Genomic DNA, 23,571 nt, shown 5'->3' with positions numbered 1-23,571 from the left:
CTCTGAATAGGTCGGCGGTGGTCGGGGCTTCACAGCTGGGCCAAGGAGAAAGCCGCTGATCCACCCCGAGCCGCCGGGTTGCGTGGGACGCTCGGTTAGCCGGCAGGGCCGGCGATTTTTTTGAGGAGGCGCTCGGCGCGCTCCAGGTCTTTCTTGCCGCCGCAGTTGTCATGCAACTCGATGGCGCGGCGCAGTAGGTCGACTCCCGCCTGAATCTGGCCTGGCTGGCCGTGGTTGGCGTCGTCCAGGCCGGTGAGGGTGGCTTTGCCGAGGGCCAACATCAGCTTGGCGCGCGCCTCGTCAGGCATGTCTTCTTCGGAGGTCAGTTCGGCGGTGCGGGTCAGAATATCGATAGGGAAGTTTTCACCGGTCTTTTGCGCCTTGAGCGCGGCTTCGGCGATCTCTTCGGCCACGATGCAGCCGGTGGAGCGCTCGAAGCGATCTGGCATCTTCAGCCCATGCTGCAGCACGTAGGCCGCAACATCGAGGCCACCGGCCCATTCGCCCGCGTCGAAGCGCCAGACCATCACGGTGGTCAGAACCTCGTCCTGGGCGCCACAGCCGGCCTCAATCACGCCCGCCACATAGGGCTCATAGGCGGGCAGCAGTTCGACCTTGAGCTTGCCTTTGCCTTCCCGCGACTGGATGGCGGAGAGGCGCTGGCGGTCCTGGTGGAGCTGGGCGAGCTGCAGCTCGTACTGAGTGGCCCCCTCCATGGTCTGCTCAGGAGCAGTGGCCGCCGCGGCTTGGGCCGCAGTGACACGCTGGAAGTGCCGCCGGCAGGGATTGGTCATGGCGATATCCCTCACACGATCTCGATGTTTTCGGCGAACGCGGTGCAGCCCAAGTCCTCGATGACGTAGGCTTCGTTGACCGATTCGAAGTTCTCGATACGGTCTCGGGCGGCGTTGTCGACAACGGTCTTTCGGCGGCTGTTTTCCTGCCAGTAGTACGACAGGTTGTCCAGGCGAGTCACGAACAGGCCGTTGGCCGGGAAGTGCGGTACACGCACGGCCGGCAGGTTGCCGATGCGCTTTTGGCTGGTGACGATGTCGGCCGCGAGCATCTCGGTCGGGGCATTGGCCTTGTTGATGATCGGGAAGTATTTGTCGGCCAGGATCTTGCGACCGCAGACCACCACCAGCTCGGTGTCCTCCTGGTACCAAGGCTCAATCAGCTCGTTGACCATGGCGAACACCAGGGCGTCGATGTTCTCGAAGTCCTTGCCGGCGCCGATGGAGATCTTGCCGCTGCCGTCGACTACTTCCTTCATGACGCGCGCCGCGTTCTCCAGGCGCATTTTCTCCAGCCAGCCGACGTTCACATCCTGCAGCAGCGGGTTGGTCGCTGGGTTGGAGGAGGCGGCGCGGCTGGTGCCGTTCCAGCCGATGCAGATGCGGTTGAGCGCCATCAGTTTGATGATCGCATCACGGATACGGGCCTGGAAGTCCGGGAACTTGGCCCAGGCATCGAGCTTCTGGTACTTGAGGTGGGTGTCGTAGTTGGTCTGGGTGCAGACGTAGCCGCGGTTGTCGAGGCCGGTCGGGTCGCGGGTTTCGCGGGCTTTGACGTCGGTGTCGGTGGTGCCGGCGATGTTGCCGGTCACGCCCAGGCCGATCTTTTCACCCATCTGTTCGGGGACGCCGTAGATGTTGATCATGCTCAGGAACTGGCTGGACTCCTGGATACGGCTTTCGAGTTTTTGCGCCACGGCCGGGCTGGCAGTGAATTTGGTGGTGACGTCAGGCACGCCATGAAGCTTGGCCAACTGGGCCAGGTATTCGTTGAAGAGCAGGCGGGTATCGTTACGCATGGTGGTCTCCGGTGTTCCTTGATCGTTCGTGGATCAGCAGTCGGTGAGTTCGCGACCGTTGCCACCGGGAACCGATGGGCGATCCTTCTGGGTATGGTCCTGGGTATTACCCAGGCGCGTGACCAGGGCTTCATGGTCATTGCTGAGCTTGGCGAACTTGGTCTCCAGCTCGGTGAAAGCAGCCAGGCTTTTGGTCATCGCCTCGGCTTGCTCGCCGCCGTGGTTAGCGAGCTGTTCGATCAGCTCGCCCAGGGCGGCGAAGTTGGCGGCGTCCTTGCCTTCCTTTTCCTTGCTCTTGTTGAGTAGGCCACCGACCCTGTCGCGCAGGGCCGCGAACATGCTGGGGCCGTCGGTCACTTCCTCGAATTCGAGTTGCACCTCTTCTGCCGCAGTGAAGAGGTTGTCTTTGTTCTGCTTGCGGCCGGTCAGGGTGCCGTGCTGAGCGCTGAACTGCAGGGCTTCGGTACCCAGGCTGGCCGGGGTGTCGGTAATCGCCAGCCCAACCAGGTACGCTTTACCGGTCTTGGCGAACTTGGGATCGATCTCGACCGACGTATAGATTTTCTGGTTCATGGCGTTCAGGGCGAGTAACGCATCGTTGGGCTGCAGCTGAGCGAACAGCGCCAGTTTGGTCTCGCCATTGATTTCGACCTCCTCCGCCTTACAGGCCAGCACATCGCCATAGGCGCCGAATTCCCCGCCCGGCCAAGCCCATTTGATGTGCTCGCAGTTGATGCGCGCACCGTAGGTGTTCGGGCTGTATTGCGCGGCCATCTCCTCGATCCAGGAGCGTTCAATGGTCCGGCCATCGGTGGTGCCGCCTTCTACGGCAACTCGGAACCACTTGGAGCGAAGTTTTTTTGCTGGGGTGTCGGTCTTTTCGGCCATGCCGGTAATCCTCGTTGCGGTGGCGGTGTGCCTTGCGATGAGGGCATGGTCCGCAGCGCGCCGGTCGGCAGCAATGCACTGGGGTTGTAAGCCCGGCGGTTACAGGCGATGCCAGTAGGGGTTCGCGCGCGCGATTGGCAGCATCTGCGCCATGAACGCTATCGCCCAACCAACCACCGACGCACGCCGCCAAGCCAAGTTCTTGTACTGGACCGGGTGGCGCATCACCGATATCGCCGATTTCCTCGGCGAGAAGGAGAAAACCGTCCACAGCTGGAAGGCCCGCGACGAGTGGGATCGGGCGGACAACGTCGAGCGCATCGGCGGTGCGCTGGAGGCGCGCTTGGTGCAGCTGATCCTGAAGGAAGGCAAGACCGGCGGGGACTTCAAGGAGATCGACCTGCTGCACCGGCAACTGGAGCGCCAAGCGCGGATTCAGCGGTACCAGGGCGGCGGCACCGAAACCGACCTCAACCCCAACATCGCCAAGCGCAATGAGGGGCCGAAAAAACAGGCAGTGCGCAACGAGCTGGACGAGCAGCAAATCGAGACTCTGGTCGAGGCGTTCCGCGACAGCTGCTTCGATTACCAGCTGGACTGGTACCGGGCCGGCAATCAGCGCACCCGCATGGTGCTCAAGAGCCGGCAGATCGGCGCGACGTTCTACTTTGCCCGCGAGGCCCTGATCGATGCGATCACCACCGGCCGCAATCAGATCTTCCTGTCGGCGAGCAAGGCCCAGGCTCACCAGTTCAAGACCTACATGCAGGCCTTCCTCAACGAAGTCCTGGGCGTGAAGCTGACCGGTGACCCAATCGTGCTTTGGAACAACGCCGAGCTGCATTTCCTGGGGACCAACTTCCGCACGGCACAGGGGCGCTCCGGCAACTTCTACTTTGACGAATTCTTCTGGGTGCATGGCTTCAAGGAGATCAACAAGGTCGCCTCGGGCATGGCCCTGCACAAGAAATGGCGCAAGACCTACTTTTCCACGCCCAGCAGCATGGCGCACCCGGCATACACCTGGTGGACGGGCGAACGCCTGAACAAGGGCAAGCCGACCGCCCAGCACATCAAGCTGGATGTGAGCCATGAGGCGCTGCAGCAGGGGCGGCTGTGCGAGGACAAGATTTGGCGCCAGATTGTGACGATCCTCGACGCTGAAGCGCGGGGCTGTGACCTGTTCGACCTGGACGACCTGCGCATCGAGTACGACGCCGCGGCGTTCCAGAACCTGCTGATGTGTGAGTTCGTCGACGACGGCGCGAGCATTTTCCCATTGGCCATGCTGCAGCCTTGCATGGTGGACAGCTGGACGGTGTGGGACGACTACAAGCCCTTTGCGGCAAGGCCGTTCGCCGACCGGCAGGTCTGGGTCGGGTATGACCCGGCTGAGACCACCGACAGCGCAGGCCTGGTCGTGGTGGCGCCACCGCTGGTGCCGGGCGGCAAGTTCCGCATCCTCGAACGCCACCAGTTCCGTGGGATGGACTTCAACGCCCAGGCCGAGACCATCCGCAAGGTGACCCAGCGCTACTGGGTGACTTACATCGGCATCGATACCACAGGCATGGGTGCGGCCGTGGCCCAGCTGGTGCGCCAGTTCTTCCCGGGCCTACGGACGTTCTCCTACAGCCCCGAGGTCAAGACACGCCTGGTGATGAAGGCCGTGGACGTTATCAGCAAGGGCAGATTGGAGTTCGACGCCGGCTGGACGGACGTCGCCCAGTCGCTCATGGCTATCCGCAAGACCATAACCGCTGGCGGGCGGCAGTTCACCTACACCGCCGGCCGCAACGAGACCACCGGCCATGCCGACCTGGCGTGGGCGCTCTTTCACGCACTGCAAAACGAGCCGCTGGAGGGCCAGACCACGGCTAACACCGGCTTCATGGAGATCTACTCATGAGCAAGCCGAACAAGCGCCGCCAGCGCGGTGACGCGCTGGCGCAGCCGGCCCGCGAGGGCGAGTTGCTGGTCAAAGGGGCCGGCGGGGAATCAATGGCGTTTACGTTCGGCGAGCCGGTTCCGGTGCTGGATGGCCGCGAAATCCTCGATTACCTGGAGTGCTGGTCCAACGGCCGGTGGTATGAACCTCCGGTGAATCTGGACGGGCTTGCAAGGTCGACCAAGGCCAGCGTCTACCTGCAGTCGGGACTGACATTCAAGCGCAACATGCTGATGCGCAGCTTTATCCCCCACCGACTGCTGAGCCGGCCGGCGTTCGAGCAGATCGTAATGGACTGGGGGTGGTGCGGGAACCTGTACCTGGAGAAGCGCGACAACATGCTCGGCCAGGCCATGGGGCTGCAGCCCTGCCTGGCCAAATACATGCGCCGCGGGACCGACCTGGAGACCTACTACCAGGTGCGAGGCTGGAAGGATGAGCATGCGTTCAAGGCCCGCAGCATCTGCCACCTCCGCGAGGCCGACATCAACCAGGAAATTTACGGGTTGCCCGAGTGGCTGCCAGCTCTGCAGAGTGCCCTTTTGAACGAGAGCGCCACCCTGTTCCGGCGTAGGTACTACCAGAACGGCAGTCACGCAGGCTTCATCCTTTACATGACCGATCCGGCCCACAGCGAGAAGTTTGTCGACGACCTGCGGGATGCCATGAAGAACAGCAAAGGACCGGGCAACTTCCGCAACCTGTTCATGTACGCGCCGAACGGAAAGAAGGACGGCATTCAGTTGCTGCCGATCAGCGAGGTAGCGGCCAAAGATGACTTCGGGGCGATCAAGAACATCAGCCGGGATGACCTGCTCGCGGCCTTGCGTATTCCGCCGCAACTGATGGGCATCGTACCCCAGAACGCGGGCGGGTTCGGGTCGATCAAGGAAGCGACGGAGATCTGGGTGATGAACGAACTTGAGCCGGTCCAGACGCGTCTGGCCCAGGTCAATGACTGGATAGGCGATGAAGTAGTGCGATTCGCGCCCTTTGACATCACGGCGCGAGGGTAACCCCACGCCGCGTAGAGGGCTTTATCTGGTGTCCGATTTAGCTATAGGTCAGTCTCTTCGATCCTGTTCATAATTTTAGCGAGGGACTTTCCTATTTCGACGTCTGAGAGTAGGTAGTTCAGAGCCTTTTCTAGTGACTTTTTGTCTTCACAGATGAGACGGTCATCTCCGAACTGAATTTCGCATGGATAGCCCTTTTTATGTATTTTAAATGTACCTAGCTGTATTGAGTCTTTCTTGGATCCTGGTCTGTTGGCAAATATACCAGTTACCTTTTTGCGGTTAAGCAATCCAGACGCTGCCAAGGTTGCAGCAGCGGTAGCTGCGCCAATTGTGCCCAAGCCAACACTGGCTGTTGAATCCAAAGACTCGTAAGTGGATTTTCGGAAGATAGAGATTTTTCCATCGCTTGCCTCTTGAATTTGCTGGTCAAGCTCCTCAAAAATAGAATCTATCTCGTTAGTTAGCTCTTGGGCTTTTGCAGCTGCGTCCAAGCCTTTTCCAAAAGACTCTTTGAAGTTCATGATTTGATTGCTCTCTCTATCGTGCCGATTACCGGAATGTGATCAATTTTTGATTTTGAGCTGAGAATGAGCTCGCTTAGTCCTGGGACTTCTGCAAGGTGTGCGGATGTTTGTGAAAGCTTCCATGTGTTTGCCGTAATGAAAGCGTGAGAATATATTATCTGGTCAAAGGTGTGCCACCTTGTGTGGCGGCCCTTGTTATAAAAATAACTTCCGCCATGAGGAAGGCTGCCACAGCGTCCGTTGCCTAGGATGTTCCAGTAGGGGTTGTACAACAGGTGAGGCCTGGACCTGACAAGTGAGATATCTCGGGATGCCATAAGCTGCTCACTTAATGAGTCACTAAAGGGCTCGTCGTTATAGTCTCCCAGTAAAATTATGTGAGGCGGTCTTTGGCTATCTTCTATTAGTGCATCTATCTCATCTCTTAGGCGAATACCCAATACATCTCTGTCAGCATGGTTCTGCTCGCACCAAAGCCTGCTTGGCCAGTGAGAAGCAAAAATATTGATAATGCTGTTGCACCCGGCTATTCGTACTTCAAGCCTTTGGGCAATTTTGAGTTTTTTTGTTCCTTTGATGGATATTATGTTCTCAGGGTCACTAACTGATAGTCGCTCAGGGTTGTAGATGTAACAGGTATCGAATTTTAGGGTTGAATTATTGCTTGTCCCGCTTGCGAATGAGTAACCTTCGAAGTCGCTTGCTGAGCGAAGAAACTCAAAGTCCTCTTCTGATGTTTCACCCAGGGCTATGAAGTCTGCGCGATTTGCAAAAAGCAAGTACGACAAAATATCTTTTGCATGTGCCCTTGTTTTCTTGCACTTTCGGCTTATTCCTTTTGGGGCTAGGCTTGTATTCCACCACCCAAAGGTAATTGAGGTTGTGGTTGAGCTACCCGAGAGATCTATATCCTGTTTGTTTATATCCATTAGGGCCTGTCGACAGTCAAGGGCATTGAGCAGGTTGGTTTGCTTGAGCTAACGTCATCTCTGCGGGACTTATCCGGTTCAGTTTGCCAAGTTAATCTGAGCGCTTCAGTCCACTACATTGTTTCCAATCTCGAGTTCAGCGGTCCCAGTCTCCTATCGTTCATTAAAGCCTAATTAGAGTTATGGCTTAGAAAATGATCGCCCCCGGTGGAGACCTATCGGGGATTTGAGTGACTAGAGATTTTCTAGCTCTCGACGTATGAATTCGCCGAAAGACCCGATCTTCCATCGATTTAGGTCGATAATCTTGCCTGCGTGCCTAAAGTCTTTGACGTTCAGCGTGACCAGGGGTAGCCCCATCGACCATTCTCCGTAGTCTACATCAGTCTGGTTTTTCAACAGTCCGCTACCCATGAGTTTGGAACCAGATTCCCCGCCCACTTTTTTGTGCATTGTGTTGTCTTGAGCGAATTCGCGGCCTTCAACGCTAGTCATGTAGCCGCCTCCGGATACGATGCCGCCTGGCTGCAAGTCACCTAGCCCCGCGCCTTCGTTAGCCTTCGACTCAAGGTCTCCTAACACCAGCCATTGGACAGGCTCCAGCTCCAAGGCCTCAATCTGCCTACCAACGTAAGCGGAGGTTGCCCGGGCCTCGTCTCGTTCATGGTCTCCAGAAGGCACTTCTTGCAGACCATAGGTACTGATGGTGAATCGGAGATCTGCTTTTTGTTCATGCACCAGGTCTACGCCCCTTCGCATAAGTTCGTCCCATGCGCAGTTATCAATGAGAATCGTTGTCTTTTCCATCAGTCGATCTCCGACGAATCTGCAAGCCAATACAGAACACTGCCATATCAACCGCCAGATCGCACGCAAGAAAAGTTGGTACATCCGCCCTCATGAGTAGTTCTCGGGGTTAGATTGCTATGCTGGCTCCCGGCGCGCGCAATCGTCCCCACGCCACGCCTGCGGGCTAAACGTGTCGGGTTTTCTGCGCACCTGCACGACCGCCCGCTCAGCGCAATTACTGGGGGACCGGGTAGGTAGAGGGGAGGGCGCGCTTCTGCGAATCCCTGCAGCAAGGCCTATTTTTGCGGGCACAGGGCTCGTTTCCTTCCATTTTTAGGGAGACCCATCAAAAAAAGGTAATTTCGGTTAGGAGGGGGGTGTGACACCCCTGGAAGCCTTATGGGGCAAGGGTTTGAGCGATTACCAAAAAAGGTAATTAAAGGTAAGGAGAAAGGTAATTTTCCCGTAAGTGATTGATTTTAAAGGGTATGGCTTTTCCCTCACACAACCAGTCATGGAGGTAATCCAATTACCTTTCAATTACCAAAAAATTACCTTTTCCAAAATCCCTGTAGCCTTTGATTTACGTGGCCTCCAGACCATTTTCAGATCTCAATTACCAAAATTACCTTTTTTTGAGGGGTCAACCTTAAACGGCGGTTCCCTATGGTGAAGCACGCTGGCAGGGTGACCTGCACAACCACCTTGGGAACACTCTGGGAACAAAAACGCTCACAAACGCACTCTCTTGGCCACAGAAATCAAGACCTCCAGCCTGCCTGCCGCAATCTCGTTGAGTTCGAATCTCTACGCTTCCGCCATCATTCCTCATTAAAGCCCTGATTATTCAGGGCTTTTTTGTTTCCTGTGCCCTTGCCCCTTCACCCGGGAGCAAGCCCCTGGCCTCCCTTGCGAGGCAGGTGGACGAGCAGGGCGAATCGGGTTGAGCACACGATCAGCGTTCCAATCGCAGAATGGTTCAGGCCGATAAGCTTGCCGTTCGTTCACGTTTGCTCGCCTTTCGTGTCTGCATGTAAAGAGCCTGACACGTTGCTCCCTCATAGACCCGCATAGACTCATCGTCCAGTAAATCGATCTGTAGGCGATTGATTGTCTATTTGGGTGACCTGCCGTTGAGCTATTTACGATAACTACACGCGTCAGTTTCCTCGGGATTGTTGATGGCTTTCGTAAAGTCGGCGTGCCAGTTCGCATGCGCCAATATTCTGTGCTCGGAACAAGCCAATATCTTGTCGCATCACGAAGGTTAAATACCTTCTACAGATGACAGGGCAGCCTCGCAATGACTTTGAAAAACAAAGGGCCCAATGCTGAGCGCCTGGTGTGTTGAGGTCGTCGGCTTACCGGGGCAGGTATGGAACTGTTTCAAGACCTGACAGTTCGGGCAGGCTTCGTGCAGGTAGGGAAGGGGCGAGGACAACCGGAATAAAGGAAGCGAGTAGCGCTCGCACTTATCTTTCCTCTATTGGCGCTGGTACCAATGTTCCAGATTGCGAGCAGGGTGGCCGAAGCTTGCAGGTAGGAGCAAAAAATATTGCCTTTAATATCAAAATGTCATTAGGCCATTATTTGTTTTGTTGCTTATTATTGAGTAACTGGGATCAATAGCGGCGTTATATAAAGGTTGAATTAAAAAGACTGATAGTTGACGCCAAAAAACAAGCACCAATAAAAATAAACCATCCTTGTAGCCAGCCGACAACACTCGAAGCATGGCCGAACATGGAAGCCAATCGCACACGTTACCCGGGAGAGCCGCCTTGAGCATCGCCATAGTCAAAAGTATTGTTGGCCAGGTAATCGCCATTTCCCCAGAGGGCACCCAGCGTGTGCTTGTGGAAGGGGATCGAGTGTTCGCGGGTGAACAGATCCAGACCGGCCCTGGTGGCGCGGTGAGCCTGGAGCTGGCCGATGGACGCATCCTCGACCTGGGGCGCGACACCCAGTGGAGCGCCGATGCCCCAGATAGCGTGGCCGACCTGAGCGCAGCCACTGCGCAGGCCGCACCATCCGTTGACGAACTGCAACAAGCCATCGCCGCCGGTGTTGACCCGACAACCGCACTCGAAGCGACCGCGGCAGGCCCAACCGGGGCAGGTGCGAACCCTGGTGGCATCGGGGGCGGCCACTCGTTTGTGATGCTTGAAGCAGTGGGCGGGTCGGTCGCCCCTACCATTGGTTTCCCCACCGGGCCACTTGGCGTTGCTGTTGAGCAAGCGCGAGAGTTCGTGGGCAATGCAACTCCGGCACAGCAGGCAGCGGTGCTAGTACCTGAAGTACCACCCGAGCCTCAGCCGATTGCGGCCACGCTGACCCTGAGCAGCAGCAATGTGCAGGAAGGGGGGCTGACCAGCATCACCGGTACCCTGAGCCAGCCGGCAGGCAGGGATTTCACGGTGACCCTGAGCAACGGCCAGACTTTGTCGTTCAAAGCCGGTGAAACGGTCGCAACGACCGGTGAGTTCGCTGCCCAGAGCGATGATGTGTTCCAAGACGGTGAAATCCAGAACATCACCGTCACCAATGCGGGCGACCATGGCTTTAGCAGCCTCAATACCGGTGCAACTTCTACCCTCACTGTGAGCGACACCGTCGATACCGTGAGGGCCGAGCTGAGCATCTCGCCGAACCCGGCCGTGGAAGGCCAGGCGGTGACTTACACCATTACCCTGACCGGCCCGGCCGGTGCCGATCTGAGTCAGCACGGTGGCCTGTCCATCGCGCTGAGCAATGGCGAGGTGATCAACATCCCTGCGGGCCAGGTCAGCGCTTCGCAAACCGCTAACCTGGCGAACGACGTCTATGTCGGCAACAGTGCCCCCAGCATCGCCATCTCTGGGATCACCGAGCAAGGCACGGGCAAACAGGTCTTTGAAAACTTGGTCAAAGGCGACCCAGTGACCCTGCAGATCACCGACGAGCCGGGCACTCCAGGTAACCCTGGCACTCCAGGTACGCCGAATGGCGGCGATGAAGTGACGCTGACCCTCACCGGCAATGCCGTGCAGGAAGGCAACACCACGACCATCACCGGTACCCTGAGCCACCCAGCGGGCCAGGCCTTCACCGTCACCTTGAGCAACGGCCAGACCCTGAGCTTCGCCAAGGACGCCACTACTGCGACCACCGCACCGTTCGTGGCCCAGAGCGATGATGTGTTCAAGGATGGCGAAGCCCAGACCATCAGCGTGACCGATGCCGGTAGCCACAACTTTGAAAACCTGAACACCAGCGCGACCACGACCGTCATCGTGAGCGATACCGTCGACACCGTGAGGGCCGAGTTGAGCATCTCGCCGAACCCCGCGGTGGAAGGGCAGGGGGTGACTTACACCATTACCCTGACCGGGCCGGCCGGTGCCGATTTGACCCAGCACGGTGGTCTGTCCATCACCCTGAGCAACGGGGAAGTGATCAACATCCCTGCGGGCCAGATCAGCGCTTCGCAAACCGCTAACCTGGCGGATGACATCTATGTGGGCAGCAGTGCTCCGAGCATCGCCATCAACGGGATCACCGAGCAAGGCACGGGCAAACAGGTCTTTGAGAACCTGGTCAAAGGCGATCCGGTCACCCTGCAGATCACCGACGAACCAGGCACCCCAGGCAACCCTGGCACTCCAGGCACGCCGAATGGCGGCGATGAAGTGACGCTGACCCTCACCGGTAATACCGTGCAGGAAGGCCAGGCCACGACCATCACCGGCACCCTGAGTCACCCAGCGGGCCAGGCGTTCACCGTCACCCTGAGCAACGGCCAGACCCTGACCTTCGCCAAGGACGCCACCACCGCGACCACCGCGCCGTTCGTGGCACAGAGCGATGACGTATTCCGTGACGGTGAAACCCAGACCATCAGCGTGACAAATGCAGGCACCCACAACTTCGAAAACCTGAACACCAGCGCGACCACGACAGTCACCGTGAGCGATACCGTCGACACCGTGAAGGCCGAGCTGAGCATTTCGCCGAACCCGGCCGTGGAAGGGCAGGCGGTGACTTACACCATCACCCTGACCGGCCCGGCCGGTGCCGACCTGAGTCAGCACGGTGGCCTGTCCATCGCACTGAGCAACGGCGAGGTAATCAACATCCCTGCGGGCCAGGTCAGCGCTTCGCAAACCGCTAACCTGGCGGATGACGTCTATGTCGGCAGCAGTGCTCCAAGCATCGCCATCAACGGAATCACCGAGCAAGGCACTGGCAAACAGGTCTTTGAGAACCTGGTCAAAGGCGACCCGGTGACCCTGCAGATCACCGACGAACCAGGCACGCCAGGTAACCCTGGCACCCCGGGCACGCCGAATGGCGGCGATGCAGTGACGCTGACCCTCACCGGCAATGCCGTGCAGGAAGGCCACACCACAACCATCACCGGCACCCTGAGCCACCCGGCAGGCCAGGCCTTCACCGTCACCCTGAGCAACGGCCAGACCCTGACCTTCGCCAAGGACGCGACCACCGCAACCACCGCACCGTTCGTGGCACAGAGCGATGACGTATTCCGTGACGGTGAAACCCAGACCGTCAGCGTGACAAATGCGGGCAACCACAACTTCGAAAACCTGAACACCAGTGCCACCACGACCGTCACCGTGAGCGATACCGTCGACACCGTGAAGGCCGAGCTGAGCATCTCGCCGAACCCGGCCGTCGAAGGCCAGGCGGTGACTTACACCATCACCCTGACCGGCCCGGCCGGTGCCGACCTGAGTCAGCACGGTGGCCTGTCCATCGCACTGAGCAACGGCGAGGTAATCAACATCCCTGCGGGCCAGGTCAGCGCTTCGCAAACCGCTAACCTGGCGGATGACGTCTATGTCGGCAGCAGTGCTCCGAGCATCGCCATCAACGGGATCACCGAGCAAGGCACGGGCAAACAGGTCTTTGAAAACCTGGTCAAAGGCGACCCGGTGACCCTGCAGATCACCGACGAGCCGGGCACTCCAGGTAACCCTGGCACCCCGGGCACGCCGAATGGCGGCGATGCAGTGACGCTGACCCTCACCGGCAATGCCGTGCAGGAAGGCAACACCACGACCATCACCGGCACCCTGAGCCACCCGGCAGGCCAAGCGTTCACCGTTATCCTGAGCAACGGCCAGACCCTGACCTTCGCCAAGGACGCCACCATCGCGACCACCGCGCCGTTCGTGGCACAGAGCGATGACGTATTCCGTGACGGTGAAACCCAGACCGTCAGCGTGACAAATGCGGGCAACCACAACTTCGAAAACCTGAACACCAGTGCCACCACGACCGTCACCGTGAGCGATACCGTCGACACCGTGAAGGCCGAGCTGAGCATCTCGCCGAACCCGGCCGTCGAAGGCCAGGCGGTGACTTACACCATCACCCTGACCGGCCCGGCCGGTGCCGACCTGAGTCAGCACGGTGGTCTGTCCATCGCGCTGAGCAACGGCGAGGTGATCAACATCCCTGCGGGCCAGGTCAGCGCTTCGCAAACCGCTAACTTGGCGGATGACGTCTATGTCGGCAGCAGTGCTCCGAGCATCGCCATCAACGGGATCACCGAGCAAGGCACCGGCAAACAGGTCTTTGAGAATCTGGTCAAAGGCGATCCGGTGACCCTGCAGATCACCGACGAGCCGGGTACTCCAGGCAACCCTGGCACTCCAGGCACGCCGAATGGCGGCGATGAAGTGACGCTGACCCTCACCGGCAATGCCGTGCAGGAAGGCAATACCACGACCATCACCGGCACCCTGAGCCACCCGGCAGGCCAGGCCTTCACCGTCACCCTGAGCAACGGCCAGACCCTGACCTTTGCCGAGGGTGCGCTTACCGCGACCACCAATCCGTTCGTGGCGCAGAGCGATGACGTGTTCAAGGATGGTGAAACCCAGAACGTCAGCGTGATCGACGCCGGTAGCCATAACTTCGAGAACTTGAACACCAGCGCCACCACGACCGTTGCGGTGAGCGACACCGTCGACACCGTGAAGGCTGAGCTGAGCATCTCGCCGAATCCGGCGGTGGAAGGCCAGGCGGTGACATACACCATTACCCTGACCGGACCAGCCGGTGCCGACCTGAGTCAGCACGGTGGTCTGTCCATCACCCTGAGCAACGGCGAGGTGATCAACATCCCTGCGGGCCAGGTCAGCGCTTCGCAAACCGCTAACTTGGCGGATGACGTCTATGTCGGCAGCAGTGCTCCGAGCATCGCCATCAACGGGATCACCGAGCAAGGCACCGGCAAACTGGTCTTTGAGAATCTGGTCAAAGGCGATCCGGTGACCCTGCAGATCACCGACGAGCCGGGTACTCCAGGCAACCCTGGCACTCCAGGCACGCCGAATGGCGGCGATGAAGTGACGCTGACCCTCACCGGCAATGCCGTGCAGGAAGGCAATACCACGACCATCACCGGCACCCTGAGCCACCCGGCAGGCCAGGCCTTCACCGTCACCCTGAGCAACGGCCAGACCCTGACCTTTGCCGAGGGTGCGCTTACCGCGACCACCAATCCGTTCGTGGCGCAGAGCGATGACGTGTTCAAGGATGGTGAAACCCAGAACGTCAGCGTGATCGACGCCGGTAGCCATAACTTCGAGAACTTGAACACCAGCGCCACCACGACCGTTGCGGTGAGCGACACCGTCGACACCGTGAAGGCTGAGCTGAGCATCTCGCCGAATCCGGCGGTGGAAGGCCAGGCGGTGACATACACCATTACCCTGACCGGACCAGCCGGTGCCGACCTGAGTCAGCACGGTGGTCTGTCCATCACCCTGAGCAACGGCGAGGTGATCAACATCCCTGCGGGCCAGGTCAGCGCTTCGCAAACCGCTAACCTGGCGGATGACGTCTATGTCGGCAGCAGTGCTCCAAGCATCGCCATCAACGGAATCACCGAGCAAGGCACGGGCAAACAGGTCTTTGAAAACCTGGTCAAAGGCGACCCGGTGACCCTGCAGATCACCGACGAGCCTGGCACCCCAGGCAACCCTGGCACTCCAGGCACGCCGAATGGCGGCGATGAAGTGACGCTGACCCTCACCGGTAATACCGTGCAGGAAGGCAATACCACAACCATCACCGGCACCCTGAGCCACCCGGCAGGCCAGGCGTTCACCGTCACCCTGAGCAACGGCCAGACCCTGACCTTCGCCAAGGACGCCACCACCGCGACCACCGCGCCGTTCGTGGCACAGAGCGATGACGTATTCCGTGACGGTGAAACCCAGACCATCAGCGTGACAAATGCAGGCACCCACAACTTCGAAAACCTGAACACCAGTGCCACCACGACCCTCACGGTCACCGATACCATCAACACCGTGAAGGCCGAGCTGAGCATTTCGCCAAACCCGGCAGTGGAAGGCCAGGCGGTGACTTACACCATCACACTGACCGGTCCTGCCGGTGCCGACCTGAGTCAGCACGGTGGTCTGTCCATCGCGCTGAGCAACGGCGAGGTGATCAACATCCCTGCGGGCCAGGTCAGCGCTTCGCAAACCGCTAACCTGGCGGATGACGTCTATGTCGGCAGCAGTGCTCCAAGCATCGCCATCAACGGAATCACCGAGCAAGGCACGGGCAAACAGGTCTTTGAGAACCTGGTCAAAGGCGACCCGGTGACCCTGCAGATCACCGACGAACCAGGCACGCCAGGTAACCCTGGCACTCCAGGCACGCCGAATGGCGGCGATGAAGTGACGCTGACCCTCACCGGCAATGCCGTGCAGGAAGGCAACACCACGACCATCACCGGCACCCTGAGCCACCCGGCAGGCCAGGCCTTCACCGTCACCCTGAGCAACGGCCAGACCCTGACCTTTGCCAAGGACGCCACCACTGCGACCACTGCACCGTTCGTGGCGCAGAGCGATGATGTGTACCGTGACGGCGAAACCCAGACCATCAGCGTGACGAATGCGGGCAACCATAACTTCGAAAACCTGAACACCAGCGCGACCACGACCGTTACGGTGAGTGACACCGTCGACACCGTGAAGGCCGAGCTGAGCATTTCGCCGAACCCGGCCGTGGAAGGGCAGGCGGTGACTTACACCATTACCCTGACCGGGCCGGCCGGTGCCGACCTGAGTCAGCACGGAGGTCTGTCCATCGCGCTGAGCAACGGCGAGGTGATCAACATCCCTGCGGGCCAGGTCAGCGCTTCGCAAACCGCCAACCTGGCGGATAACGTCTATGTCGGCAGCAGTGCCCCGAGCATCGCAATCTCCGAGATCACCGAGCAAGGCACCGGCAAACAGGTCTTTGAGAACCTGGTCAAAGGCGACCCGGTGACTCTGCAGATCACCGATGAGCCGGGCACGCCAGGCAACCCTGGCACCCCAGGCACGCCGAATGGCGGCGATGAAGTGACGCTGACCCTCACCGGTAATACCGTGCAGGAAGGCCACACCACGACCATCACCGGCACCCTGAGTCACCCTGCGGGCCAGGCGTTCACCGTCACCCTGAGCAACGGCCAGACCCTGACCTTCGCCAAGGACGCCACCACCGCGACCACTGCACCGTTCGTGGCGCAGAGCGATGACGTGTTCAAGGATGGTGAAACCCAGAACGTCAGCGTGATCGACGCCGGTAGCCATAACTTCGAGAACTTGAACACCAGCGCCACCACGACCGTTGCGGTGAGCGACACCGTCGACACCGTGAAGGCCGAGCTGAGCATTTCGCCGAACCCGGCGGTGGAAGGCCAGGCGGTGACATACACCATTACCCTGACCGGACCAGCCGGTGCCGACCTGAGTCAGCACGGTGGTCTGTCCATCGCGCTGAGCAACGGCGAGGTGATCAACATCCCTGCGGGCCAGGTCAGCGCTTCGCAAACCGCTAACCTGGCGGATAACGTCTATGTCGGCAGCAGTGCTCCGAGCATCGCCATCTCTGGGATCACCGAGCAAGGCACCGGCAAACAGGTCTTTGAAAACCTGGTCAAAGGCGACCCGGTCACTCTGCAGATCACCGACGAGCCGGGTACCCCAGGCAACCCTGGTACCCCGGGCACGCCGAATGGCGGCGATGAAGTGACGCTGACCCTCACCGGTAATACCGTGCAGGAAGGCCACACCACGACCATCACCGGCACCCTGAGCCACCCGGCAGGCCAGGCCTTCACCATCACCCTGAGCAACGGCCAGACCCTGACCTTCGCCAAGGATGCCACCACCGCCACCACCGCGCCGTTCGTGGCCCAGAGCGATGACGTATTCCGTGACGGCGAAACCCAGACCATCAGCGTGACGAATGCAGGTACCCACAACTTCGAGAACCTGAACACCAGCGCCACCACGACCCTCACGGTCACCGATACCATCAACACCGTGACGGTCGTGCTGAGCGCTTCGCCCAACCCGGCAGCCAAGGGCCAGGAGGTGACCTACACGGTCAATCTGGAAGCGCCGGCTGGCATGAGCGCAAGCAACCATGGCGGCCTGACCATCAAGCTGGACAATGGCCTGACCATCATGGTGGCGGCGGGCAGCACCACCGGCACGGTGAAAGGTGCCATTCCCGACGGTGTCTTCGTGGGTGGTGGCAGTGTGTCCGTGGGCATCGACCAGATCACGCAGACTGGCGCGGGTAGCAAGGTGTTCGAGAACCTGGTCCCGGGCGCCAGCGTTGCGGTGGGCATGACCAATGCCACGCCAACCATCACTTCGGGGGCCGCGCTGGTGTCCGAGGAGGGGCTGATCGGCGGGAACAAAGATACCGTCGGTTCACCAGCCGACCAAAGCGACAGCAAGTTGTACGCTGGCAAGCTGACGGTCAGCGATATCGATACGCCGTCGGCCAACCTCTCGGTCAGCCTGGCAGCACCATCGACAGCGCTGACGTCCTCTGGCCAGAGTGTGCAATGGGCGTTGTCCAATGGCGGCAAGACCCTGACCGGCACGGCCGGTGGCAAGGATGTGATCGAAATCAGGATCGACAACGCCGGCAACTACATCGTGGAACTGAAGGGGCCGCTCGACCATCCGAACCAGGCGGCCGAGGATGTACTGTCCCTCAACGTTGGTGTCAGCGTTTCCGACGGCAGCACCTCATCGACCGGCACGCTGACGATCAGCGTCGAAGACGACAGCCCGACCTTCGCCACCAGTGACAATGCCGGCATGTGGAACACTGTCGGGTACACGGCGGTTGGCGACACGCATTTCCTGGCGGGCGGTGATGGCGTGGGCACGCTGAAGTTCGGCACCATCGTTGGCCTGCCTTCGGGCTGGAGCAGCAAGGCAACGGATGCAAGCGGCACCACGGTGGAAATCTTCGACGGTACCACGAAGGTGTTCACGCTTGCCTTGGGAGCGGATGGGCACTACACCGTCACCCAGAACGCCGTGCGCGAAGGTAGCCGAGATACGTTCAACCTGGAAAGTTTGAAATCCGGGAATACCTCAACCCTGCCCGTCACTTTCAACAGTGGCATAACGGCCACCTTCGAAGCCTTGGCCAGTGCTACAGGGAAGCCGACGATCAACGTCGGCAATGGGCTGGGGGTGGGTAACAACCACTTCTCTGCCAACGAAAAGTTCTCCGTGGCGTTCACCGATGCCCTGCAGCACGCCGTCTCGATGAAAGAGGTCACGCTAGGCATTGCGCGGCTTCAGGTCAGCGGTGACGTCAATATCATCGCCTCCTACAAGGACGCCAATGGTGTTGTGCATGAAGCAACGAAGACGTACACCATCACCTCTGGCTCCGAGTCCATAAAGATTCTGGCCAGTGATTTCGCGGGCCTTGCCGGGCACGCCTTCGACACGATTACCCTGGCTGCACCGAGCAAGAGTACGCTTGACACCACCTTCACCAAACTGACCTATGTAGAGGAGAAACCTGCCAGCGACCTGAACTTCACGGTCCATGTCATCGGCACCGACCACGATGGTGATTCGGCAAGCAGCTCGTTCGTGGTGACATCCCATGGTGATGCAGCCTCGTCGGCGTCGATGAGCACGATGTCGCTGATGGCGAGCGACACATCGGACAGCGCCTCCACGTCCCTGCTTGGCAGCGAGGACCACATCGTGTTCGTGGGGGCAGGGGACAGCACCGTCACCGGCAGCAGCGGCATCGCCGAGTCCTTCGTGTGGACGGCAGGTGATACCGGCCATGACGTGGTCAGGAACTTCAATGCTGAAGAAGGCGACCGCCTGGACCTGAGTGCCCTGCTGCAGGGCGAATCGCTGTCGGCCATCGACAGCTACCTTAAGATCACCACGGTCGATGGCGAGTCGACCTTGCAGGTCAGCACCCAGGGCAAGTTCACACCCGGCGGTGACACCAGCAGCGCTGACGTGTCGATCAAGCTCGAAGGTGTGAACTGGTCGAACACCACGGTCAGTTCGCTGGTCAGTGGTGGCGATCCAACCATCAAGATCGACCACTCCGGGCAATGAGCCACGCCCCGCGGCGGCGGCCAGGCCGCTGCGGGGTCCCCCTGAACTATTGATTTGGCAGCCCAACCTGTGGGGGTTCACCCGCGAGCACCGCTACGAAGGCCGAATCCGTCGATGGGGTTCAGCCGGGCAGCCTGGCGCAATCGCTCGCCAATCCGAGGAAGCGGCCCTTGTCGTACCAGGCATCGCGTTGGTAGGCCGTGTAGCTGCCCGTCTTCGACAACACCAGCATTGCCGAGGCCCTGGCGGGGTCGGCGGCGCCGAACAGCAAACGGCTGCCGCTGTCGGTTTCCGAGGTGAATACCTGCGTGCCCGGGGCAAGGTTGCTTTGCAGGCAGCCGACGAAGGCCGCTTCGCTGCGCGCCGTCTGCCCGCTCACCTGGTCGTGGCTGGCGCCGATGTCCGGGTTGTGAGCGCAGCCCGACAGAGCAGCAGCGGCAAGCAGGCTGGCCAGGAAACGAATGCCCGTAGTGAAGGGGCGATGGATTGGGTTCACGCTGCTCATGGTTTGGTCCTCGTTTGGCGAGCGCTTTTGTCAGGTAGCGCAGGGCATGCGCTCAGGCTAAGGGCGCTGCGACTGGCAGGCGACAGCCAATGCAAGGGAAAACCACAAGACCAATGTCCGGCCTGCATGCGGTCAACTCAGGCGATCTGCCGCAGGATATCCAGCACACGGTCCAGGGCCGGGTCGATGTCCAGCGTTTCGATTGTGCCGAAGCCCAGCAGCAGGCCCGGGCGCACAGGCGCCTGGTAGTAGTAGTCGTCGATCGGGTAGATGCCGACCTCGACCTTGCGCGCAAGCTCGGTGAGCAGGCGGGTATCGACGGGCACCTTGAACAATGCGCCAACATGGGACCCTGCCGTGCTGGGGACGGCCTGCAGCCAAGGGGCGAGGTCACTGCCCAGGCGGTAAAGCAGGCGTGCGCGACGGCTGGTATAGATCGCGTGGCAGCGGCGAATATGCTTGAGCAGCTCGCCATCGGCGATGAACTTGGCCAGCGCCCACTGGCCCAGGGATGCCGTGTTCCAGTCGGTGACCTGCTTGGCCTTGATCACTGCCGAAAGGATCGCTTCCGGGAGAATTGCATAGCCCAGGCGCAGGTCGGGGAAGGTGGTCTTGGAGAAGGTGCCGACGAACGCCACCAGTCCGCTGTCGTCCATGCTCTGCAGGCAGTCGGTGGGGCGTCCCTCGTAGCGGAACTCGCTGTCGTAGTCGTCCTCGACGATCACCGCGCCCAGCGCCCTGGCCCGCGCCAGCAAGGCCTGCCGTCGTGCGCTGCTCATAGGCATGCCAAGAGGGAACTGGTGCGCCGGGGTGACGTAGATCAGCCGTGTCTGGTCAGGAATGAGGTCGACTCTGATGCCCTCGTCGTCGACCGGAATACCGACGACGGTTGCACCCTGGGAGGCGAACAGCAGCCTGGCCGGCGGATAGCCGGGGTCCTCCACTGCGACGATGCTGCCCGGCTGCAGGACGACCCTGGCGATCAGGTCCAGCGCCTGTTGCGCGCCGTTGCACACCACCACGTCATCATCCTTGCAGACCACTCCGCGTGAGAACGATATGTGCTGGGCTATGGCGCTGCGCAGCGCCGGCAAACCTGCCGGATGGCAGTAGAGCCCACCGTCGCGTTGCATCTGGCGCATGGCGTGCTGGACGCAGCGGCGCCACTCGTCCTGGGGGAACAAGCCCTTGCTGGTCGCGCCGCCAACGAACTCGAAACGCAGCGTGCCCTCCCGGATCGGCGTCGGTATCGGTGCCGGCAGGTTGCGCCAATGCTCGAGCTGCTCGGCGCAGGCCAGCTCCGGGGCCGTTGCGCGGCGGGCTTGCGCCACGGGCCGGGCGTTGACGAAGGTACCCTTGCCGACACGGCCGATGAGGATGTTTTCGTAGGTCAGCTGCGCATAGATATCGGAGATCGTTTTACGCGAAATGCCGAGTTGTTCTGCGAGCAGTCGCGAGGGTGGTAGCTGGGTGCCGGCTGTCAAACGACCGCTCTCGATCGCGCCACGCAGTTGCTTGTACAACTGGCCGGCGAGGTCCTTGCGGCCATTGATGACAACATGAAGTTCCATTGTGCAAGGCTCTTTATGGAAGGTAGAAATGCGCGCCGTGGCATATGGCAAGGCCCAAGGGCAAAACTGGCAAGTTCAAGGCGCTGAACGTGTTGGCTGCCCCTGCACTTTGCAATTGCTGCGGGCGGCGATTGGTCTTGCGAGAAAAGACTGGATTGGTCTTGGACAGCTATCGGGCTGTTCAATACAGTGGTCGCGGGTGATTGAGAAGTGCAGCGAGTGAGGCACGCGTTGCACGATTCAGTTGCCTGGTGCTCGGTACCTTAGTGTTGAATGATTAACTGAACATTATCGTTCGACGGTATCGCGCGCATCTCCCTTGGATTGCAGTCAACCGGTGTGTCGTGCGCCGCGTAGTGCAATGTCTGATTTTAGGCTCGCCCCAGTGGCGAGCCTTTTTTTTATCGGTCAAAGCCCTGTGACGCAGGCAGCCCTTCGCGGGCAGATCGCAGCGCACCTAGGTGCTGCGACTGCCCGCGAAGGGCTATGCGTGTCATCGACAGGAGCAGTTCAGCTGCCCCGGGACTGGCTGCCGCCCTCGGACTTGGCGGTGTCGCGGGTTTCCTTGCGGGCCTTTTCCTGCGCCAATTCCTTGGCCTGGGCTTGCGCCTGGGCGCGTGCTTGCATGCGTTCCACCAAGCGATCACTGCCACCTTCGGCGAAGGCGACACTGCTCATCATCGCACCTATCAGGGCGAGGCCGGTCATTAACTTCTTCATGGGTTCACCTGTTTTGAAAGGGACACGGAAAGTGTGTGCCATGGCAACAGGTTAAAAACCGGAAGGGGGTTGCTGAATATCCAATTACGGAAAAAACCATATGACCAAGATTCATGGGCGAATCACCCATTTGGTATATCGCTTTAACCAGTGATTGGCTGTTCCTGACAGCCTGACAAGCTCATAAGGTGGCGGCCGGAACACACTAACAGCCCCTTTGACGAGAACCAAGATGAATACTTCAGCGCTGACCAGAAACATTGGCAGGCGAGCACTTGGGCTCGGCACGCTCCTTGTCTTGGGCGTCGCCGGCTACTACTTCGCTGGCCCGGCGCCGACGGCGGCGCCCCCGACCTCGGCGACCCCGGCGACGCCCGTGACGACCCCGGTCGATGTCGCCAGCGTTATCGAAAAACCGATCATCGAATGGAACGACTTTTCCGGACGCGTCGAAGCCGTCGAGAGCGTCGAGATCCGGCCACGGGTCACCGGCACCATTGACGCGGTGCATTTCCAGGAGGGCCAGATGGTCGCCAAGGGCGCCGCGCTCTTCACCATCGACCCGCGGCCCTACCAGACGGCCTTGGCCAAGGCCCAAGCCACCCGGGAAAGCGCCGTGGCGCGGCTGTCCCTGGCGCGCACCGAGTTGGAGCGGGCGAGCAAGCTGATCCTGGTCCGGGCGATCTCCCAGCGCGAGCACGACCAGCATGTCAATGAGCAGCTTGAAGCGCAGGCGGCACTGGCTGCAGCCCAGGCGGACGTACAGGCGGCGCAGTTGAACCTGCAGTACACCACTGTCATCGCGCCAGTGGCGGGCCGGGTTTCGCGCGCCGAACTTACAGTCGGCAACCTGGTCGGCGCAGGCCCCACGGCCCCCGTGCTTACCCGTATCGTCTCGGTTTCGCCGGTGTATGTGAACTTCGAACTCGACGAGGCCAGTTTCATCCGTTACGCGCGCAATGGCGCCCGAGGCAGCACCGGGGTCGCCGAGCTGCCGGTGCTGATGGGCCTGGCCAGCGAGGCCGACTACCCCTACAGCGGCCGCATCAAGTCGCTGGACAACCAGCTCGACCAGCACTCGGGCACCTTGCGCGTGCGTGCGGTGTTCGATAACGCCAGCGGTGTGCTGACGCCCGGCATGTATGCCCGCGTGCGCATCGGCGACGGCGCTCCCCGCGCTGCGCTGCTGATCAATGACCAGGCCGTCGGCACCGACCAGGCCAGGAAATACGTGTTCGTGGTGTCGGCAGACAACCGCGTGGAGTACCGCGAAGTGCAACTGGGCCCGGTGGTCGACGGCTGGCGTGTAGTACGCGCCGGGCTGGCCAACGGGGAGCGGATCGTGGTGCAGGGCCTGCAGAAGATCCACCCCAACGACCGCGTCGATCCGCACCCCGTCCAGGCCTCCGTTGCCGTTCAAGATCCGGCCCGGCCTGGTCGGTCCTGAC

General features: G+C 60.3%; 13 protein-coding genes. 4 read left to right on the top strand and 9 right to left on the bottom strand.

The window, feature by feature from the left end; genetic code table 11:
- Positions 1-95: 95 nt before the first annotated feature.
- Genes C163_RS16160 through C163_RS16150 form a run of 3 tightly spaced genes read right to left on the bottom strand, consistent with a single transcriptional unit; the run spans position 96 to position 2,701 of the window.
- Entirely contained in the window at positions 96-794 is a 699-nt protein-coding gene (locus C163_RS16160; protein ID WP_038408207.1) for a terminase endonuclease subunit, read from the bottom strand.
- Between the two features lie 11 nt (positions 795-805).
- A complete protein-coding gene (locus C163_RS16155; RefSeq protein ID WP_025339724.1) occupies positions 806-1,813 on the bottom strand; it encodes a phage major capsid protein, P2 family in 1,008 nt (335 codons plus the stop codon).
- Between the two features lie 33 nt (positions 1,814-1,846).
- Complete coding sequence (locus C163_RS16150) at positions 1,847-2,701, bottom strand: GPO family capsid scaffolding protein (protein ID WP_025339723.1); 855 nt, start codon at positions 2,699-2,701, stop codon at positions 1,847-1,849.
- 151 nt (positions 2,702-2,852) lie between these two features.
- On the opposite strand from C163_RS16150, the gene C163_RS16145 reads away from it, so the two are divergent.
- Positions 2,853-4,610 (top strand): terminase ATPase subunit family protein, encoded by a 1,758-nt coding sequence (locus C163_RS16145; RefSeq protein ID WP_025339722.1) that lies wholly within the window; start codon positions 2,853-2,855, stop codon positions 4,608-4,610.
- Positions 4,607-5,665 carry a phage portal protein gene (locus tag C163_RS16140; RefSeq protein WP_025339721.1) on the top strand — a complete coding sequence of 353 codons (1,059 nt, stop codon included), beginning with the start codon at positions 4,607-4,609 and terminating at the stop codon, positions 5,663-5,665. The genes C163_RS16145 and C163_RS16140 overlap by 4 nt, the downstream gene beginning before the upstream one ends.
- Before the next feature lie 41 nt (positions 5,666-5,706).
- On the opposite strand, the gene C163_RS16135 is transcribed toward C163_RS16140, so the two are convergent.
- From C163_RS16135 to C163_RS16130, 3 genes are all read right to left on the bottom strand, one after another.
- The gene (locus C163_RS16135) at positions 5,707-6,189 is read right to left on the bottom strand and encodes a hypothetical protein (protein WP_025339720.1); all 483 of its coding nucleotides are present in this window, start codon (positions 6,187-6,189) and stop codon (positions 5,707-5,709) included.
- On the bottom strand, positions 6,186-7,121 hold the full coding sequence (locus C163_RS27200) for an endonuclease/exonuclease/phosphatase family protein (protein ID WP_155951631.1): 936 nt from the start codon (positions 7,119-7,121) through the stop codon (positions 6,186-6,188). The genes C163_RS16135 and C163_RS27200 overlap by 4 nt, the downstream gene beginning before the upstream one ends.
- 234 nt (positions 7,122-7,355) lie before the next feature.
- Positions 7,356-7,928 (bottom strand): hypothetical protein, encoded by a 573-nt coding sequence (locus C163_RS16130; protein ID WP_155951630.1) that lies wholly within the window; start codon positions 7,926-7,928, stop codon positions 7,356-7,358.
- A 1,763-nt stretch (positions 7,929-9,691) separates the two neighbouring features.
- Here C163_RS16130 and C163_RS16125 point away from each other — a divergent pair.
- The gene (locus tag C163_RS16125; RefSeq protein WP_025339718.1) at positions 9,692-19,327 is read left to right on the top strand and encodes a retention module-containing protein; all 9,636 of its coding nucleotides are present in this window, start codon (positions 9,692-9,694) and stop codon (positions 19,325-19,327) included.
- 121 nt (positions 19,328-19,448) lie between these two features.
- Here the strand turns inward: C163_RS16125 and C163_RS16120 are convergent, their stop codons facing one another.
- The 3 genes from C163_RS16120 to C163_RS16110 form a co-directional block, all read right to left on the bottom strand.
- Positions 19,449-19,832: a hypothetical protein gene (locus tag C163_RS16120; RefSeq protein ID WP_025339717.1), complete on the bottom strand. Its 384-nt coding sequence runs from the start codon at positions 19,830-19,832 to the stop codon at positions 19,449-19,451.
- Positions 19,833-19,969: 137 nt separating this feature from the next.
- The gene (locus tag C163_RS16115; RefSeq protein ID WP_025339716.1) at positions 19,970-21,403 is read right to left on the bottom strand and encodes a PLP-dependent aminotransferase family protein; all 1,434 of its coding nucleotides are present in this window, start codon (positions 21,401-21,403) and stop codon (positions 19,970-19,972) included.
- Between the two features lie 510 nt (positions 21,404-21,913).
- The gene (locus C163_RS16110) at positions 21,914-22,123 is read right to left on the bottom strand and encodes a co-regulatory protein PtrA N-terminal domain-containing protein (protein ID WP_025339715.1); all 210 of its coding nucleotides are present in this window, start codon (positions 22,121-22,123) and stop codon (positions 21,914-21,916) included.
- A 376-nt stretch (positions 22,124-22,499) separates the two neighbouring features.
- Here C163_RS16110 and C163_RS16105 point away from each other — a divergent pair, with 376 nt between their 5' ends.
- Positions 22,500-23,570 carry an efflux RND transporter periplasmic adaptor subunit gene (locus C163_RS16105; RefSeq protein ID WP_256220369.1) on the top strand — a complete coding sequence of 357 codons (1,071 nt, stop codon included), beginning with the start codon at positions 22,500-22,502 and terminating at the stop codon, positions 23,568-23,570.
- Position 23,571 lies beyond the last annotated feature (1 nt).

Origin of the sequence: Pseudomonas sp. FGI182 (genome assembly GCF_000511325.1) — a bacterium.
Taxonomy (GTDB): Bacteria; Pseudomonadota; Gammaproteobacteria; order Pseudomonadales; family Pseudomonadaceae; genus Aquipseudomonas; species Aquipseudomonas putida_Z.
The sequence above is the reverse complement of the archived record's forward strand: the minus strand, read 5'-3'. Positions and strand labels throughout refer to the sequence as shown.

Excerpts from the sequence above, each read along its gene's own strand:
- C163_RS16110 (WP_025339715.1), bottom strand. The coding sequence starts at position 22,123 with ATGAAGAAGTTAATGACCGGCCTCGCCCTGATAGGTGCGATGATGAGC.
- C163_RS16130 (WP_155951630.1), bottom strand. The coding sequence starts at position 7,928 with ATGGAAAAGACAACGATTCTCATTGATAACTGCGCATGGGACGAACTT.
- C163_RS16145 (WP_025339722.1), top strand. The coding sequence starts at position 2,853 with ATGAACGCTATCGCCCAACCAACCACCGACGCACGCCGCCAAGCCAAG.
- C163_RS16155 (WP_025339724.1), bottom strand. The coding sequence starts at position 1,813 with ATGCGTAACGATACCCGCCTGCTCTTCAACGAATACCTGGCCCAGTTG.
- C163_RS16135 (WP_025339720.1), bottom strand. The coding sequence starts at position 6,189 with ATGAACTTCAAAGAGTCTTTTGGAAAAGGCTTGGACGCAGCTGCAAAA.
- C163_RS16115 (WP_025339716.1), bottom strand. The coding sequence starts at position 21,403 with ATGGAACTTCATGTTGTCATCAATGGCCGCAAGGACCTCGCCGGCCAG.
- C163_RS16160 (WP_038408207.1), bottom strand. The coding sequence starts at position 794 with ATGACCAATCCCTGCCGGCGGCACTTCCAGCGTGTCACTGCGGCCCAA.
- C163_RS16150 (WP_025339723.1), bottom strand. The coding sequence starts at position 2,701 with ATGGCCGAAAAGACCGACACCCCAGCAAAAAAACTTCGCTCCAAGTGG.
- C163_RS16140 (WP_025339721.1), top strand. The coding sequence starts at position 4,607 with ATGAGCAAGCCGAACAAGCGCCGCCAGCGCGGTGACGCGCTGGCGCAG.
- C163_RS16120 (WP_025339717.1), bottom strand. The coding sequence starts at position 19,832 with ATGAGCAGCGTGAACCCAATCCATCGCCCCTTCACTACGGGCATTCGT.
- C163_RS27200 (WP_155951631.1), bottom strand. The coding sequence starts at position 7,121 with ATGGATATAAACAAACAGGATATAGATCTCTCGGGTAGCTCAACCACA.